16 protein-coding genes are annotated in these 15,518 nt (G+C 61.7%); 2 read left to right on the top strand and 14 right to left on the bottom strand.

The annotated features are described in order from the left end of the window. The 3 genes from JQM66_RS12790 to JQM66_RS06415 form a co-directional block, all read right to left on the bottom strand. The coding region (locus JQM66_RS12790; protein WP_407946010.1) for an IS3 family transposase at nt 1-144 on the bottom strand (144 nt) is incomplete at its 3' end. An 89-nt stretch (nt 145-233) separates the two neighbouring features. Further along, the gene (locus tag JQM66_RS06410) at nt 234-584 is read right to left on the bottom strand and encodes a helix-turn-helix domain-containing protein (RefSeq protein WP_235229059.1); all 351 of its coding nucleotides are present in this window, start codon (nt 582-584) and stop codon (nt 234-236) included. A gap of 93 nt (nt 585-677) precedes the next feature. Next, nucleotides 678-1,781 carry a DUF3048 domain-containing protein gene (locus JQM66_RS06415; protein ID WP_235229060.1) on the bottom strand — a complete coding sequence of 368 codons (1,104 nt, stop codon included), beginning with the start codon at nt 1,779-1,781 and terminating at the stop codon, nt 678-680. A 160-nt stretch (nt 1,782-1,941) separates the two neighbouring features. Here JQM66_RS06415 and JQM66_RS06420 point away from each other — a divergent pair, with 160 nt between their 5' ends. After that, on the top strand, nt 1,942-2,490 hold the full coding sequence (locus tag JQM66_RS06420) for a DUF4364 family protein (RefSeq protein ID WP_235229061.1): 549 nt from the start codon (nt 1,942-1,944) through the stop codon (nt 2,488-2,490). Between the two features lie 95 nt (nt 2,491-2,585). Here the strand turns inward: JQM66_RS06420 and JQM66_RS06425 are convergent, their stop codons facing one another. The 8 genes from JQM66_RS06425 to hprK are packed head-to-tail and all read right to left on the bottom strand — an operon-like array spanning nt 2,586 to nt 12,310. Continuing rightward, nucleotides 2,586-6,080 carry a DNA polymerase III subunit alpha gene (locus tag JQM66_RS06425; protein ID WP_235229062.1) on the bottom strand — a complete coding sequence of 1,165 codons (3,495 nt, stop codon included), beginning with the start codon at nt 6,078-6,080 and terminating at the stop codon, nt 2,586-2,588. Nucleotides 6,081-6,130: 50 nt separating this feature from the next. After that, the gene (locus tag JQM66_RS06430) at nt 6,131-6,571 is read right to left on the bottom strand and encodes a C-GCAxxG-C-C family protein (protein ID WP_235229063.1); all 441 of its coding nucleotides are present in this window, start codon (nt 6,569-6,571) and stop codon (nt 6,131-6,133) included. A gap of 30 nt (nt 6,572-6,601) precedes the next feature. After that, complete coding sequence (gene whiA, locus JQM66_RS06435; protein WP_235229064.1) at nt 6,602-7,501, bottom strand: DNA-binding protein WhiA; 900 nt, start codon at nt 7,499-7,501, stop codon at nt 6,602-6,604. Nucleotides 7,502-7,510: 9 nt separating this feature from the next. Next, nucleotides 7,511-8,566, bottom strand: a complete 1,056-nt coding sequence (locus tag JQM66_RS06440; RefSeq protein WP_235229065.1) for a gluconeogenesis factor YvcK family protein — start codon at nt 8,564-8,566, stop codon at nt 7,511-7,513. 16 nt (nt 8,567-8,582) lie between these two features. Beyond that, nucleotides 8,583-9,443, bottom strand: a complete 861-nt coding sequence (gene rapZ, locus JQM66_RS06445) for an RNase adapter RapZ (protein WP_235229066.1) — start codon at nt 9,441-9,443, stop codon at nt 8,583-8,585. Between the two features lie 16 nt (nt 9,444-9,459). Further along, on the bottom strand, nt 9,460-10,380 hold the full coding sequence (gene murB / locus JQM66_RS06450) for a UDP-N-acetylmuramate dehydrogenase (RefSeq protein WP_235229067.1): 921 nt from the start codon (nt 10,378-10,380) through the stop codon (nt 9,460-9,462). Nucleotides 10,381-10,396: 16 nt separating this feature from the next. Then, nucleotides 10,397-11,335: an ROK family protein gene (locus JQM66_RS06455; RefSeq protein WP_235229068.1), complete on the bottom strand. Its 939-nt coding sequence runs from the start codon at nt 11,333-11,335 to the stop codon at nt 10,397-10,399. 33 nt (nt 11,336-11,368) lie between these two features. Beyond that, the gene (gene hprK / locus JQM66_RS06460) at nt 11,369-12,310 is read right to left on the bottom strand and encodes an HPr(Ser) kinase/phosphatase (protein WP_235229069.1); all 942 of its coding nucleotides are present in this window, start codon (nt 12,308-12,310) and stop codon (nt 11,369-11,371) included. A 300-nt stretch (nt 12,311-12,610) separates the two neighbouring features. Between hprK and rpmB the strand changes: the two genes are divergently transcribed. Continuing rightward, a complete protein-coding gene (gene rpmB / locus JQM66_RS06465) occupies nt 12,611-12,799 on the top strand; it encodes a 50S ribosomal protein L28 (protein ID WP_091130221.1) in 189 nt (62 codons plus the stop codon). 108 nt (nt 12,800-12,907) lie between these two features. Here the strand turns inward: rpmB and JQM66_RS06470 are convergent, their stop codons facing one another. From JQM66_RS06470 to JQM66_RS06480, 3 genes are read right to left on the bottom strand one after another with little or no spacing between them, the layout of a single operon-like run. Then, nucleotides 12,908-13,777 (bottom strand): hypothetical protein, encoded by an 870-nt coding sequence (locus JQM66_RS06470; protein ID WP_235229070.1) that lies wholly within the window; start codon nt 13,775-13,777, stop codon nt 12,908-12,910. Between the two features lie 16 nt (nt 13,778-13,793). Next, nucleotides 13,794-14,798: an NAD(P)H-dependent glycerol-3-phosphate dehydrogenase gene (locus tag JQM66_RS06475; protein ID WP_235229071.1), complete on the bottom strand. Its 1,005-nt coding sequence runs from the start codon at nt 14,796-14,798 to the stop codon at nt 13,794-13,796. A 15-nt stretch (nt 14,799-14,813) separates the two neighbouring features. Next, nucleotides 14,814-15,515, bottom strand: coding sequence for a glycerol-3-phosphate acyltransferase (locus tag JQM66_RS06480; RefSeq protein WP_235229072.1), 702 nt, complete (start codon nt 15,513-15,515; stop codon nt 14,814-14,816). Nucleotides 15,516-15,518 lie beyond the last annotated feature (3 nt).

The raw sequence follows: 15,518 nt of genomic DNA on the forward strand, positions 1-15,518 counted from the left end.
CCTCTGGACGGTCTTGTGGTTTAAGAGAATATTGCGGCTGCGTAGTTCTGTTGTAATGCGGCGGTAACCGTATCGGCCTTTGTTTTCGTGGTATATGGCTGTGATTTCTGCCTTGGCAGCTCCATATTTGTCTGTGCGGTTCATCCGCTTCAGATGGTAGTAGAAAGTTGCACGGGGCAGTTGAGCGATTGAAAGAAGAATATTCAGAGAATGCCTTTGCCTCAGCTTTTGAACTACCTGCGTTTTCTGCGCTGGCGCCGCTCGTCTTCCAAAACCAAGGCTTGCAAGTTTTTTAGGTATTCATTCTCCGCACGCAGCCTCTGCACCTCGGCCAGAAGATCTTCTTCTACCTCTTTCGGCAGCTTCTTTGGCCGGCCGGTGCTGCCGCGTCCTCGGCGCTCCACCCGAAATCCTTCCGCTCCCTCTTCCAAATAGATTCGTTCCCATGATTTGATCTGGTCTCTGCTGTTTACCTCAAATCTACGGCAGGTTTCGCGGTAACCCAGTCCTTCTTCCAGCATTGTCTTTATTACCTGCTCTTTAAATTCCGGCGTATATCGTTTATTTGGTACTCCTTTTGGCATAGCAAAACACCCCACTTGTTAGATAGTATATCATACTGTCTAACAAATGGGGTGCAGTTCAATTCGGGCGGCTGTCTCATATTCTGTTTCTGTTCAGGAAACCGTGAAGCTGCTGGTGTCGGGGTCCATGACGCACACGTAGCTGTTGCCCCGGCCCAGGGTCAGGGGCGTGCCGTCCGCCAGGGTGTAGACCAGCTGGCCGTTGCGGTCGGCCTTGCTCCACCGGATGTGCACGCTCTTGCCGCCACAGAAGAAGGTCCCCTCTCCGCTGCCGGAGGTCCGCACCTTCAAGCGGCCGTAGGTGTCCCCGGGAATGACGGAGATGTCCGTCTCCAGAAACAGCACATTGACGGCGGAGACCTGCTCACGGGTAGCGCCATCGGTATGGGCCTTACCGTACTGGCTCACCAGGTACTTGCCGCTGGCCTCGTCATAGTCAAAGAGGCCCGTCTTGTAGCTGGAAAATTTCAGCGTCACATGTTGGGCGTCTGTGCCGCCCGTGGGCGTGCCGTTTTCCGCGAAGGCCTGGGTGTAACTATAGCCCTCCTTGTGCTCCGTGCAGAAGTGGTCCGCATCCAAGTACTCCTGCACCTTCTCCCCGGAGGTCACCAGGGTGTGCTCGTAGTCCATAGTCTTGCGGCGCTCCGCGTCCCGCCAGAAGATCCGGGCATCGGAGCCACCGTTGACGCCGTCCATGTTGTCCACCTTCCAGCTCTTCAGGTCCTGGTATGCCTCCGGGCTGCCGCCAGCGTGGACGTACAGGGCATCATGGCCCAGAGCCAGCTCGATGTAATAGGGGCGGGCGGAGCGGATACTGCCCAAGGTCCCCACGCCTTCCAGGCTCTGGAACACGCCCAGCATGCGGGTGATGCCGCCCTCGGCGGGGACCTCGTAGATGATATCCGCCTGGGAGATACCCAGCTGGGGCTGGGCCGCCTTCAGGTTGTTGAACATGACGGCCACCGGTCGGTCATTCTCATACTCCGGCTCCATGGGCAGACCCGTCAGCGGGTTGGTACCAGCGGGACCGGCAGGCTCCGGTTCCGGCTCGGGTTGGGGTTCCGGTTCAGGCTCCGGTTCCTCCATGGGAGTAGGCTCCATCGCCGGTTTCGCGGGTTCCTCCTCTTTTCCGCCGCACCCTGCCAATGCCAGGACCATCCAGACCGCCAGGAACATCGCTGCCGCTCGCTTCTTCATGTGGCCGCCGCCTTTCTTTGTTATGGTAACCTTAATCATACCAGTCTCTGCCAGAAGCGTCAAGGCAAATTCCACTCTTTTTCGATTTCGCTCTGTACAAACCGCCACCAGATGCGGTATACTATCGATAAATAACAGACAACATCTGGAGGTGCTGCTTATGGCCGGTCAGGGGTTCATCCATGACAAGCTGGAACTGAAATTCCTCATTCTCTATATCGCCGCCCGGGTCATCGAGCCCATCCCCTTCGACACCATGCTGGACCTGACCATGTGCGACGACGCCGTGGACTATTTCGATTTTACCGAGTGCCTGCGGGACCTGGTGGACACGGAGCATCTGACTCTTTCCCAGGACGGGCTTTATTCCATCACGGAAAAGGGCCTGCGGAACAGCAAGATCTGCGAGAGCAGCCTGGCCTACTCTGTGCGGCTGCGGTGCGACAAGAACCTGGAGGTCTGGAACCGGAAGCTCCGCCGCAAGAGCCAGGTGAAGGCCTCCTGGGAGCAGCGGCCCAACGGCACCTACACCGTGCGGCTGTCTCTGGACGATGATGCCGGCAGCCTGATGGACCTGAAGCTCATGGCCGTCCGGGAGGACATGGCCAAGCTGCTGGCGAACCGCTTCCGCCAGTCCCCGGAGAAGCTCTACGGCCAGATCATGAACCTGCTGCTGGAGGACAGCCAGGGCGGAAAGCCGAAAGGCTGAGCGGTCCGACTGACGGCAGTCAACGACCCACAGCCCGGAAAACAATATCTGCAGAAAATCGTCCCCTGACACTCTGTCAGGGGACGATTTTTTCGTTATTTGATCACTACATTTTCTTCTCCCAGGGTCTCTTTTGCCTCCTCCACCAAGGCTTTGTGGAGCAGCACTTGGGTGGCGTAGACTTTGCGGGTGTCCGCCATGACCATTTTCACCCGGGTGGTGCCGGGGAACATATTGAAGACCAGCTTCATGTGCCGCACCGCCGGGTCCGTGATACTGGGGAATTTCAGGAACAACGTGTCCCCCTCCAGGAGCTTCTCCCCCTTGGGCTTCTCCGCCGCCTGGGGCGGCAGGCCGCCCTCCGCCGCGGACAGCGGGTAGGCCGAGTCGCACATGATCTGGGGAGCCTTTTCGTCCCGGACCGACAACCGACCCTTGACGACCACCGCCTGATTCTCCCGCAGGTAGGCCCCGCAGGTGTCCAGCACCCGGGAGAAGCACAGCAGCTCCATGGAGGCCGTGTCGTCCTCCACTGTCACATAGGCCATCAGGCTGTTATTTTTGGTTGTCTTGGTCTTGCTGGAGGTCACCACACCGGCGATGGTGATGCGCTGGTCATCCGCAAACCGGGTGGGCCCCCCCTCCTGGGCGAAGTCCTCCAAAATGGAACCAATGGAGGGTGCGTTCAGCCTGCGGACCGTGTCCCGGTAGGCATCCATGGGATGACCGGAGAGGTACAAACCCGTGGTCTCCTTCTCCATGGTCATCAGTTCCTGGGCGGTGTACTCCGGAATATCCGGCAAGGGAGTTTCCTTCACAGATACTGCATTGGATGCATTTCCGTCTCCCATAGTGAAGAAATCCAGCTGGCCCTCCAGATTCTGCCGCTGCTGGTCGGCAACGGCGTTCATGACGGTCTCGTAGACCTGGATCAGCTGGGAGCGGCGGGCGCCGGTGGAATCAAAGGCACCGGCCCGGATCAGGTTTTCCACCGCCCGCTTGTTCATGTCGCTGCCCACCATGCGGCTGCAGAAGTCGTGAAGCGAGGTAAAGGGTCCGTTCTCCCGCTCCCGCATCACCGCCTGAATGAATCCCCGGCCGATGTTCTTGATGGCCACCAGGCCGAAGCGGATGCCCCCCTCCTCCACGGTGAAGCGGTCCTCGGAGCGGTTGATATCCGGCGGCAGCAGGGCGATGCCGCAGTCCTTGCACTCGCTGATATAGCCCGCCACCTTGTCGGAGTTGTCCAGCACGCTGGTCAGCAGCGCCGCCATGTACTCCCGGGGGAAATGGCACTTGAAATACGCCGTCTGGTAGGCCACCACCGCGTAACTGACGGCGTGGGCCTTGTTGAAGGCGTAGTTGGCGAAATCATAGATCTCCTGGTAGATGGCCTCCGCCGTGGCCTCCGGAATCCCATTGGCCACACAGCCTGTAATGCCTCGCTCCTTGTCACCGTGGATAAAGGCGTCCTTTTCTTTCTGGATCTGGGCGGCCTTCTTTTTGGAGATGGCACGGCGCACCATGTCCGCCTGGCCCAGGGAATAGCCGCCCAGCTGCTGGAAAATCTGTATGACCTGCTCCTGGTAGACGATGCAGCCGTAGGTGATGGACAGGATAGGCTCCAGAGAGGGGTGCTTGTACTTGATGAGCTTTGGGTCCTGCTTGCAGGCAATGAACCGGGGGATGGAGTCCATGGGACCGGGGCGATACAGGGCGATGATGGCGGTGATGTCCTCAATGTTCTGGGGCTTCAAACCCACGCACACGCCGGTCATTCCGGAGGACTCCATCTGGAACACGCCGCTGGTCTGACCCCGGGAGATCATCTCAAAGGTCTCCCTGTCGTCCTCGGGGATGTCCTCCAGCCGGAAGTCCGGCCGGTGCTCCTGGACCATCTTCACCGCGTCGTCCAGCACTGTCAGGTTCCGGAGCCCTAAGAAGTCCATTTTCAGCAAGCCCAGCTCCTCCAGGGTGGTCATGACGTACTGGCAGACCACTGCCTCGTCGTTGCGGGCCAGGGGGACGTACTCGTACACCGGCTTCTTGGTGATGACCACACCGGCAGCATGGGTGGAGGCGTGGCGGGGCATCCCCTCCAGGGCCCGGGCAGTGTCGATGAGCTTTTTCACCCGTGGGTCCGTGTCGTACAGGTCAGAAAGCGGTTTGGAAAGCCGCAGGGCGTCGTCCAACGTGATATGCAGGGTGTTGGGCACCTGCTTGGCGATCTGGTCCACCTCGGCGTAGGGGATGTTCATGACCCGGCCCACGTCCCGGATAACGCCCCGGGCGGCCATGGTGCCAAAGGTCACGATCTGTGCCACATGGTCGTCGCCGTACTTGCGGCGGACGTAGTCCACCACCTCGCCCCGGCGGGTGTCGCCGAAGTCCATGTCGATATCGGGCATGCTGACCCGCTCCGGGTTCAGGAACCGCTCGAAGTACAAACTGTACTGCATGGGATCGATGTCCGTGATGTGGAGACAATAAGAGACCATGGACCCGGCGGCAGAGCCGCGTCCCGGGCCCACGGGGATGCCCACGCTCTTGGCGTAGCGGACGAAGTCGGAGACGATGAGGAAGTAGTCCGTGAAGCCCATCTTCTCGATCATGTCCTGCTCGTATTGCAGCTGGCCCCGGTACTGGTCGTCCTGGCCGTAGCGCTCCCGGTAACCCTCGTCACAGAGCTTTTTCAGATAGGAAAAGCTGTCATACCCCGGTGGCAGCTGGAATTCCGGCAGGTGGTACTTGCCGAAGGTGAATTCCAGGTCGCACATGTCGGCAATCTTCGCCGTGTTTTCGATAGCGCCCTCGTAGTCCCCGAACAGGTCCGCCATCTCCGCCTCGCTGCGGAGATAGAAGTTCCGGGGCTCGTAGCGCATCCGGTTCTCGTCATCGATGGTCTTGCCGGTCTGGATGCACAGCAGCACATCGTGGGCCTCGGCGTCCTCCTTGCGGAGATAGTGTGCGTCATTGGTGCACACCATAGGGATGCCCGTCTCCTCATGGAGCCGCAGCAGGTGCCGGTTCACGATGGCCTGCTCCCGGATGCCGTGGTCCTGGAGCTCCAGGTAAAAGTGGTCCGGACCGAAGATGTGTTGCATTTGCAGGGCGTAGTTTTTGGCGTTTTCGTACTCCCCGTTCCGCAGCATCCGGGGAATTTCTCCGGCAAGGCAGGCAGACAGGGCGATGAGGCCTTTGCTGTGTTCCTTCAAAAGGGCCAGGTCGATGCGGGGCTTGATGTAAAAACCTTCCGTCCAGGCCATGGAAACCATATAGGAGAGGTTCCGGTAGCCCTCCTCGTTCTCACACAGCAGCACCAGATGGCGGCTCTCAGCGTCGAACTCGTGGACCTTCTCGAACCGGGAGCGGCCCTTGGGCGTCACGTAGACCTCGCAGCCGATGATGGGCTTGACGCCCTCCGCCTTGCAGGCCCGGTAGAAGTCGATGACGCCGTACATGACGCCGTGGTCCGTGATGGCGCAGGCGGTCTGGCCCATGTCCTTCACCACCTTGGGCAGGTCCTTGATGCGGCAGGCGCCGTCCAGCAGGCTGTATTCCGTATGCACATGTAAATGGACGAAGGACATAGGCGCCTTCCTTTCAAGTATTCTTGGCTGAATTTTTTCCTTTGGCTCTCTCAGTCCCGCTCTGCCAGCAGCTCTTCCACGATTTCCACGGCGGTGACCACCATCACATCGCAGTGGCCCGTCAGGCCCAAGCGCTGGGCGGCGGGAGTGGCGTCGCTGGCGCCAGCCTTGTTTTTCAGCAGGTCCTGGCACCGCAAGGCGCCGAACTTCTGGGAAAACCGCTTCTGGACCTCCCGGGACAGGGCCACCGTCCGCTTTTTGCTGCCCACGGGGTCGTTTTCATCCACTGGGGTCATCAGGCCCAGGGTCATGATGGCGCCGGAGAGGGCACCGCACAGCTCGCCCGTGCCCGCGCCGCCGCCGAAGCCGCCGCCGATGTCCATGCTGGCCTGCTCACTGAGACCGGTGATATCCGAAAAGGCCGCCAGCACGCTCTGGCAGCAGTTATAGCCGTTTTTGTGATATTCGTGTGCCAATTCTACCCGTTCCATGATGTTTCTCCTTTGTCTGGTCAAATTCTATCAGGCCTTCCCTGCCAGGTCCATGAGCTTGCGCAGCCGGTGGTTCAGGCAGGATTTCGTCAACGGCGGGTCAAACTCCTCCGCTAATTCGCTGAGGGTCAGCTCCGGCCGGGCCATCCGCAACGCCGCCGTCTGCTGCAATTTCTGGGGCAGAGTCTCCAGGGTGCCCGCCTTTTCCAGGCGGCGGATGGCCTCGATCTGCTCCTGGGCCGCCGACACCGCCTTGTCCAGGTTGGCGCTGTCACAGTTCAGGCGGCGGTTCACGCTATTGCGCAGGTCCTTTTCCAGCTTGGCGGACATGATCTTCATGGCCGCCACCGGAGCGCCGATAAGGGTGAGAAAATCCTCGATCTGGTCGCTCTGCTTGAAGTATGTAATGAAGCTGCCGCTGCGGCTCAGGCTCTTGGGGGGATAGCCGCACTCCCGCAGCAGCACCTCCAGCTCCCGACTGGCCTGCAGATGGGAGGTAGTCAACTCCAGGTGATACCGCTTCAGGGGGTCCGTGCTGCTGCCCCCCGCGAAGAAGGCCCCCCTCAGGAAGGACGCCCGGCAGCACTCCTCCTCCAGCATACCGAAGTTGATGTGGAGCACCAGATTCTGACGGGGGTCGTAGCCCAGCACGTTGATGATGTGGTCCAGCTTTTTTGGGTCCGTGATCTGGAAGATGCGCTTTCCCTCCTGCTCCGGTTCCGGCTGGCGGTCGAACCGCATACCGAAGGCCCGCTGGAACAGCTTGGGGAGCCGTGCGGCGAAGTTTGGATTCTCCGTAATGATGCGGACCTCCGTGGAGTTGAAGGTATTGCAGTACAGCAGAATGCCGTAGGCCTCCGCCCGGGCGCAGCACAGCCGCTGCACCGGCAGTTTGCACAATTCATTTTTCGTGTCGTAGGAAAAAGACATAGGGTCTCCTTATTCTACCCGGTAGGTGTCATCCCGGTAATCAAAGGTACTGCCGGCGATGCGCACGCTGCGCTCCGCGTGCAGCAGGATCAGTTCCCGGGCCAGATGGCCGGGATGGTGACGGACGTAGCCGTTTTCCACCGTGGCCACGGGGCGGCGCACCAGCTCCACACCCAAGGCGGCGCAGCGGTCCTGGTCGCATTGCAGCAGCTCCGCCCCCTCCTCCGCGTACCGGGCGGCCACGCCCTTGGGAATGGGGGAGGAATTGGCCAGACACAGCTGAAACAGGCCCTCCGCCGAGTGCTGGAAGATGGCCTGGATGTGGTCGGCGGCGGTGTAGCCCTCCGTCTCCCCCTCCTGGGTCATGACGTTGGCCACGTAAACTTTCAGCGCGTCGGACTGCCGGATGGCATCCACGATACCGTCCACCAGCAGATTTGGGATGATGCTGGTATAGAGGCTGCCGGGGCCCAGCACCAGCATATCCGCCTCCCGGATAGCCGCCAGGGCCGCAGGCAGCGCCCTCGGGTGCTCCGGCAGCAGGCGGACCCGGGTGATGCGGCAGTCCTCTTTTTTCTTGCAGTAGAAAATTTTGGACTCCCCCACCACGGAGGCGCCGTTTTCAAACTCCGCCTCCAGCTGCACGTCTGCCGTGGTGACCGGCAGCACCCGGCCGGTAATGGCCAGGACCTGGCTCATGCGCTCCACAGCGGCGTCGAAGGTGGGGGAAATGCCGTTGAGGGCCGCCAGAAACAGGTTGCCAAAGCTCTGCCCTGCCAGAGAGCCATCTGTAAAGCGATAGTGCATCAGCTCCCGCATAAGGGGCTCCGTGTTGGCCAGGGCCTCCAGGCAATTGCGGATGTCTCCCGGCGGCGGCATGCCCAGGTCCTGCCGCAGCATGCCGCTGCCGCCGCCGTCATCCGCCACCGTTACGATGGCGGAGAGGTTTTCCGTATAGGCTTTCAGTCCCCGCAGCATGTTGGACAGCCCGTGGCCGCCGCCGATGGCGACCACACGGGGGCCGTGGGCTCTGGGGACGCGGTAGGATGTACGCTGATTGCTCATGGGAACCCTCCCCCGCTCAGCCGCGGCTCATGTCCCGGTGGGACTCCGATACCTGATACCCCTGCCCACGGATGAACTCCGCCAAAGCGTGGGCCACCGCCACGGAGCGGTGGTGGCCGCCGGTGCAGCCCACGGCGATGACCAGCCCGGTCTTGCCCTCCTCCGCATACAGCGGCAGGGAGAAGGCCAACAGGTCCTCCAGCCGTTTCAGGTAGTCCGTGGTCTGACGGAAGCCCATGACGTAATCGGCCACCGGCTTGTCAAGGCCGGTCTGTGGCCGCAGCTCCTCGATGTAGAAGGGATTGGGCATGAAGCGCACGTCGAACACCAGGTCCGCGTCCAGGGGCAGGCCGTACTTGAAGCCAAAGGAGGTGACGCTGACCGCCATGCTCCCCTGCTCCGTCTCCGTGCCGAAATGGTGCAGCAACTGGGCCCGGAGCTGGGCCGTGCTGGTGCGGGAGGTATCCACGATGAAATCCGCCCGCTGGCGCACCGGCTCCATCAGCGCCCGCTCCTGCTCCACGGCCTCCTCCAAAGAGTCCGTCCGGTCCGCCAGGGGATGACGCCGCCGGGTCTCCTTGTACCGCTTGATGATGGTCTCCGGAGAGGCCTCCAGAAACAGCATGCGGCAGACGCCGTCCATGGCCTTCAGCTTATCCAGCACGTCGAACAGCTCGTCGAAGGAGCTGGCGGTGCGCACATCGTAGACCAGGGCCACCCGGTCATACCGGCCGCTGCCGCCAGCGCAGAACTCCGCGAATTTCAAAATCATGGCCGCCGGCATGTTATCCACAATGTAAAAGCCCATGTCCTCCAGGAAGGACGCGGCCTTGCTCTTGCCGGCCCCGGAGAGGCCGGAAATGATCAGGATCTCCATATTGCTTCCCGCTTTCTCAGGCTTCGATGATCTTGACCTCCGGCTCCAGCCGGACGCCCTTTTCCGCCAGGACCCGGTCCTGCACCTGGCGGATCAGCTCCGTCACGTCGGCGCAGGTGGCGCCGCCCAGGTTGATGACGAAGCCCGCGTGCTTTTCGCTGACCTGGGCCCCGCCCACGGTCAGGCCCTTTAATCCACACTGGTCAATCAGGGTCCCGGCGAAATAGCCGGTGGGCCGCTTGAAGGTGCTGCCGGCGCTGGGGTATTCCAGGGGCTGGCTGGCCTTGCGGCGGGCCATGAGGGAGCGCATTTTCTCCCGGATCTCCGCCTCATTCCCCTCCGCCAGCCGCAGCACGGCGGACAGCACCACCCCGTCCGGGCAGTCCGTCAGCAAGCTGTGGCGGTAGCCGAAGTCCATCTCCTCACAGGAAAGGGTCTTGACCCCTTCCTCCGGGAACAGCAGGGTGACGCTCCGGACCACCTGCTTCATCTCCCCGTCGTAGGCCCCGGCGTTCATGCACACGGCGCCCCCCAGGGTGCCGGGGATGCCGTGTGCGAATTCCAGGCCCGTCAGGCCTTGCTTACAGGCAAAATCCGCCAGCCGGGCCAGGGACACACCGGCCTCTGCTTTGATGGTGCAGGGCTCGGGGCCCAACTCCACCCGGGACATGGCGTAGGTGTTGACCACCAGCCGGTCCAGACCCCCGTCAGGTGCCAGCAGGTTGGTGCCGTTGCCGATGACCAAAGGCCGGGCGCCGCAGTCCTCCGCGAAGCCCAGCAGCAGCACCAGCTGCTCTCCCCGCTCCGGGAAGGCCATGCGCCGGGCGGGGCCGCCGATGCGGAAGGAGGTGTGGCGGCTCATGGGCTCGTCACGCTCCACCCGCAGGTCCGGGAGATAATCGGCGATCTGTTTGTCAAGCTGTGTATACCAGTCCATAAAAGGACCTCCTTGCTCATATAGCGCGGCCCAGCATGGCCGCGCCGATGATGCCGGCGTCGTTGCCCAGCTCCGCCCGGATGATGCGGGGAACCTGGTCCACATGGCGGGCATAGCACTCCCGTGCCACGATTTCCCGCACCGGCTCCAGCAGCAGATGCTCCGGCGCGGCAGCCACACCGCCGCCCAGGGCCACGGCCTCCGGGTGCAGAATGTTCACCAAATTGGTCAGGCCCGCCGCCAGATACTCCGCGTAGGCGCGGCAGACGGCCAGGGCTGTCTCGTCTCCCTGCTCCGCCGCCTGGAAGGCCGTCCGGCCCTCCACGCCGCCATTGGCGGCGGCAATGGCATGCAGGGCGCTTTCGGGATGCCGCTCCATGGCCTCCTTCGTCTCCCGGATCAGGCCGGTGGCGGAGGCATAGGCCTCCCAGCAGCCCCGGCGGCCGCAGTTGCAGGGGACGCCGTCCTGTTTGATGACGATGTGGCCCACCTCGCCGCCGGCGCCGCAGCCGCTGTACAGCTTGCCGTTCAGGATCATGCCGCCGCCCACGCCGGTGCCCAGGGTAATGACCACAAAGTGCTTCGTACCCCGGCCCGCGCCGCAGCTCCACTCGCCCACAGCGGCGCAGTCCGCGTCGTTGCCCAGCAGCACCGGCAGATCCAGATGCTTCCGGAACAGGGCCTCCAGGGGCACGTTCTTCATGGGGATGTTGGCGGTGTACAGAATGTCCCCGCCCTTCACGGCGCCGGGGATGCCCATGCCCACGTATGCCACGTCCTTCGCTTCCACACCGCCCCGCTCCATGACGGCGGCGGCCAGCTGGGACAAAGTCTCCGCGAAGGGCTCCGGTCCCCGGAAGTCCAGGGGCGTCCGCTCCACGTCCACGATGGTCCCTTCTTCATTTACAAGGCCGGCCTTCAGGTTGGTGCCGCCCACGTCGATACCGATATACATGTTGTTCCCTCCCTGTGTTCTCTCTATCCCCGCTTATCCGTTTTTGCCGCTGCCCATGTCGGCCCGCAGGTCCACCCGCCGGGCCAGCTCCTGGGCGGCATTGTAGCCGAATTTCCTGTGCCGGTTGTTCATGGCCGCCACCTCCACGATGCTGGCCAGGTTCCGGCCGGGCCGCACGGGGATGGTGACAATGGGCACCTGAACGTCCAGAATGTCGGTGAAGTGGTCCTCGATGCCCAGGCGGTCATAGAATTTGGTCTGGTCCCAGGGCTCGAAATGGACCACCAGGTCCAGCTGGGACTCCACCTTGATGGCCCGCATACCGAACAGCTGCCGCACGTCGATGACGCCGATGCCCCGCAGCTCGATATAGTGGCGGATGACCTCCGGTGCCGTGCCGATCAACTGGTTGGAGATGCGCCGCAGCTCCACGGCGTCGTCCGCCACCAGGCGGTGACCGCGCATGATCAGCTCAATGGCGGCCTCGCTCTTGCCCACACCGGAGTCGCCGGTGATCATGACGCCCTCGCCGTAGATATCCAGCAGGACGCCGTGGCGGGTGACGCAGGGGGCCAGGGCCCGGTTGAGATACTCAATGGTGTGGCTGGTGAAATCCACCGTGGTCTCCTTGCTGCGCAGCAGGGTCTTTTCGTGTTCCCTGGCGCTCTCCAGGCACTCTGGGAAGCACTCCAGCTCCCGGCTGATAACCAGGGCCGGAATGTCATAGAGAAACAGGTCATCGAAGCACTTGCGGCGGCTCTCCGCGGGAAGGCCCTTCAGATACATATACTCCGCCTTGCCGATCACCTGGATGCGGCGGGGGTCAAAATAATCATAAAAATCATGGAACTGCAGGCCGGGACGGTTCACATCCGTGATGGTCAGCAGGGCCGACTCAAAATCGCTGCCCCGGTTCAGGACCTCCAGGCCGGATTCCTTGATAAACTGGGTGATCTTCACTCCGTTTTCATGCATACTGTCTTCCTCGTCTTTCCGCCCGTGACCGGAACCGGGCCATTCCTGCCAGCCGTGCGAACACCCGGCTGAGCGGTCAAAAAATTTGCAGGCGCACATCTGGTTTTATTATATATGAATTTCTCTGTTTCCGCAACACCTTCTCCCCTCTCCGGCCCGGAAAAATAGGAGCGGCGGCCCGCAAAAAAACTTTAATTTTTTTGAAAATTTTGCTTGCATTTGCGAAATAATTCTGTTATTATATCAAACGTGCCTATGAAAGTCGGCATGGAAGTACGCAACAGCAAGGAGGTGCAACGGATGGCAAAGTGCGAGTTCTGCGACAAGGGCGTTACCTTCGGCATTCAGGTTTCCCACTCTCACCGGCGTTCCAATCGTCCCTGGAAGCCCAATGTGAAGCGTGTGAAGGCGATCGTCAACGGTTCCCCCCGCCATGTGTATGTTTGTACCCGGTGTATGCGTTCCGGTAAGGTCACCAGAGCGATCTAACAGTTGGACAAACAAAGATCCCGGACTTCGGTCCGGGATTTCTTTTTTGCAATGCCGAGTATCAAAAACGCCCCGGAAGCGGCTGCTTCCGGGGCGTTGCTTATACAGTCAGGGGCCGTTTTCCGCCAGGGACTCCAGGAAGTGGACCGCGCCGCTGTTGGCGGGCTCCACCTCCGTCCGCAGAACGCTGCCCGGCAGGTGGAATTCCGCTGCCAGGGTCCCGGCGTAGTCATCGCTCCGGGTCAGGGTCACGCCTTTCAGGGACGTCCAGGGGATGGCGGTGAACTCCGTGCTGTACTTCTGCTCCCCCTTCTTCTCCGGCTTGCCGCTGCGCAGCAGCAGAAGCTCCCGGTCATTGTGGAGGTACAGCGTCCCGGCAAACTCCTCCGGCTTGGTCCAGGGGAACCGCCGTCCCGCCCGGAAATCGCTCCAGCAGGGCTGGTAGGCGTCCAGTTCAAAGGCCACGCCCCGGGTCCGCAGGTCCCGCAGCTGGTTGAACAGCCAGATATCCACTTTCTCCTCCGTCAAAGCCGGGTCCGGGACCAGCCCCTCCGGGCAGGTGCTCTCCGCAGGCCAGGACTGGCGTACCAGTTCCAGCAGCTTCCAGACGGTGTCGCTGGAGACCGTGTTATAGGGCAGCGTCACCGCCCCCTCCCGGCCATACAGGGTGCAGACGCCCTTCAGCAGCCGTTGGTACAGCCGTACACCGCCGGTCTCCCCAAAGGAGATGCCGGTACTGTCCACCGCCTTCTCCCGACGGCTCCAGATGCGGATGCCGCTCTCGTCCGCGCCCACCACATAGTCATACAGGTCCATGTCCGGCGTGGCTTTCCGCCGCTCGATATCCCGGGGCAACTTGAACAGCATCCGGTATGTCTCCGGATGCTCCACATAGGGCACAAACAGAGGCGGCAGAGGATGGTCCTCGTCGATCTCATAGATCCAGGGACCAAAGGCATCATATTCGGAAACCCGCACAATTAACCCTTCTTTCTCACATCCAGGTGGTTTCCAGCAGTTCGTCCTTCTTGGCGCGGGTCATCAGCTCCGTCACCACGTCCCGGACCTGCTTGCCATGGTACAGCACCTCGTAGGCACAGCGGCAGATGGGCATTTCCACACCCTCCCGCTCCGCCAGCTGGTGGATGCTCTCGGCGGCATAGTAGCCCTCCACCACGGCACCGACCTCCTCCATGGCCTTCCGGACGGTCTTGCCCTGGCCGATGAGGATGCCCGCCCGGTTGTTGCGGGAGTGCAGGGATGTGCAGGTGACGATCAGATCGCCCATACCGGCCAGACCGCCGAAGGTGCGGCGGGTGCCGCCCAGCTGCTCGCCCAGGCGGGTCAGTTCCGCCATGGCCCGGGTCATCAGCAGGGCCTTGGTGTTATCCTGGAAGCCCAGGCCGGTGCAGATGCCGCAGCTGAGAGCCACCACGTTTTTCAGCGCCGCCGCCAGCTCCACGCCGATGATGTCATAGCTGGTGTAGACGCGGAAGTAGTCATTCATAAAGGCATCCTGGACGAACCGGGCCGCCGCCCGGTCCGGACAGGCGGACACGCAGCCGGTGGGCATCCGGATGCCCACTTCCTCCGCGTGAGAAGGGCCGGAAAGGGCAACCACTTTACAGATATTTCCCGTCACTTCCTGCAATACCTGGCTCATGCGCAGGTTGGTGTCCCGCTCGATGCCCTTGGAGACCGTCACCAGGATGGTCTCCGGCCGCAGCCAAGGCGCCATCTTTTTACCGGTCTCCCGGACGGCGAAGGAGGGGCTTGCACAGACTACCATGTCCGCCCCCTCCAGGCAGGAGAGGTCGCCGGTAATATGCAGGCTGTCCGGCAGACCCACGCCCTTCAAAAGAGGATTCCGCCGGGTCTCCGCCATCTCCGCCGCCTTGGCGGGGTTATGGGACCACAGCCAGGTCTCATGACCGTTGTCGCAGAGGACCAGGCTTAGGGCCGTGCCCCAGCCGCCGCTGCCAAGCACAACTGCTTTCATAGGGTCTCCTCCCTTTTATGATTTGCGGTGGAAGCTGAACTTGTTCTCCGTGCCGCTCAGAAGCCGCTTAATATTGGCCCGGTGCTGCCACACCACCAGTCCGCCGCAGGCGAAGCCCAGGGCCACGATGACTGGATCGGGATAGCAGTACCAGGTGACAAAGGGAAAGCTGGCTCCGGCCCACAGGGAGCCCAGGGATACGTACCGGGTCAGGACGGTCAAAATCAGGAACCCGCCCCAGACCACCAGGGCGATGCGCCAGTCGATCATAATGGCAATGGTGCCGCCGGAGAGGATGCCCTTGCCGCCCTTGAAGTGGAACATGCAGGGGAACATGTGGCCCAGCAGGCAGAACAGGCCCGCCCAGTATTTGCCGAAAAGGCTCCACATTCCGCTGATATAAAGGTTGGCCGCATAGCCCCATCGCCCACAGAAATAACCCAGATACCAACTGCCGAATCGCACGGCCACTACTGCCTTCAGTACGTCCGTCAGAATGACTACGGCAGTCAAAGGGCCTCCAAATGTCCGGTAGAAGTTGGTCAGTCCTGCATTGCCGCTGCCATGGTTCCTCACATCATCCCGCAAAATATACTTGGAGACAATGACCGCTCCATTAAAGCAGCCACAGAAATAAGCCACCACCGCCAGCACAAGAAGACTCTCCCAGCCCGCCCCTGTGACAGCATAGGGATCCAGATAGAAAGAATTCAGCACCTC

It is taken from the genome of Oscillibacter valericigenes (assembly GCF_021531915.1).
Classification (GTDB): Bacteria; Bacillota; Clostridia; order Oscillospirales; family Oscillospiraceae; genus Oscillibacter; species Oscillibacter valericigenes_A.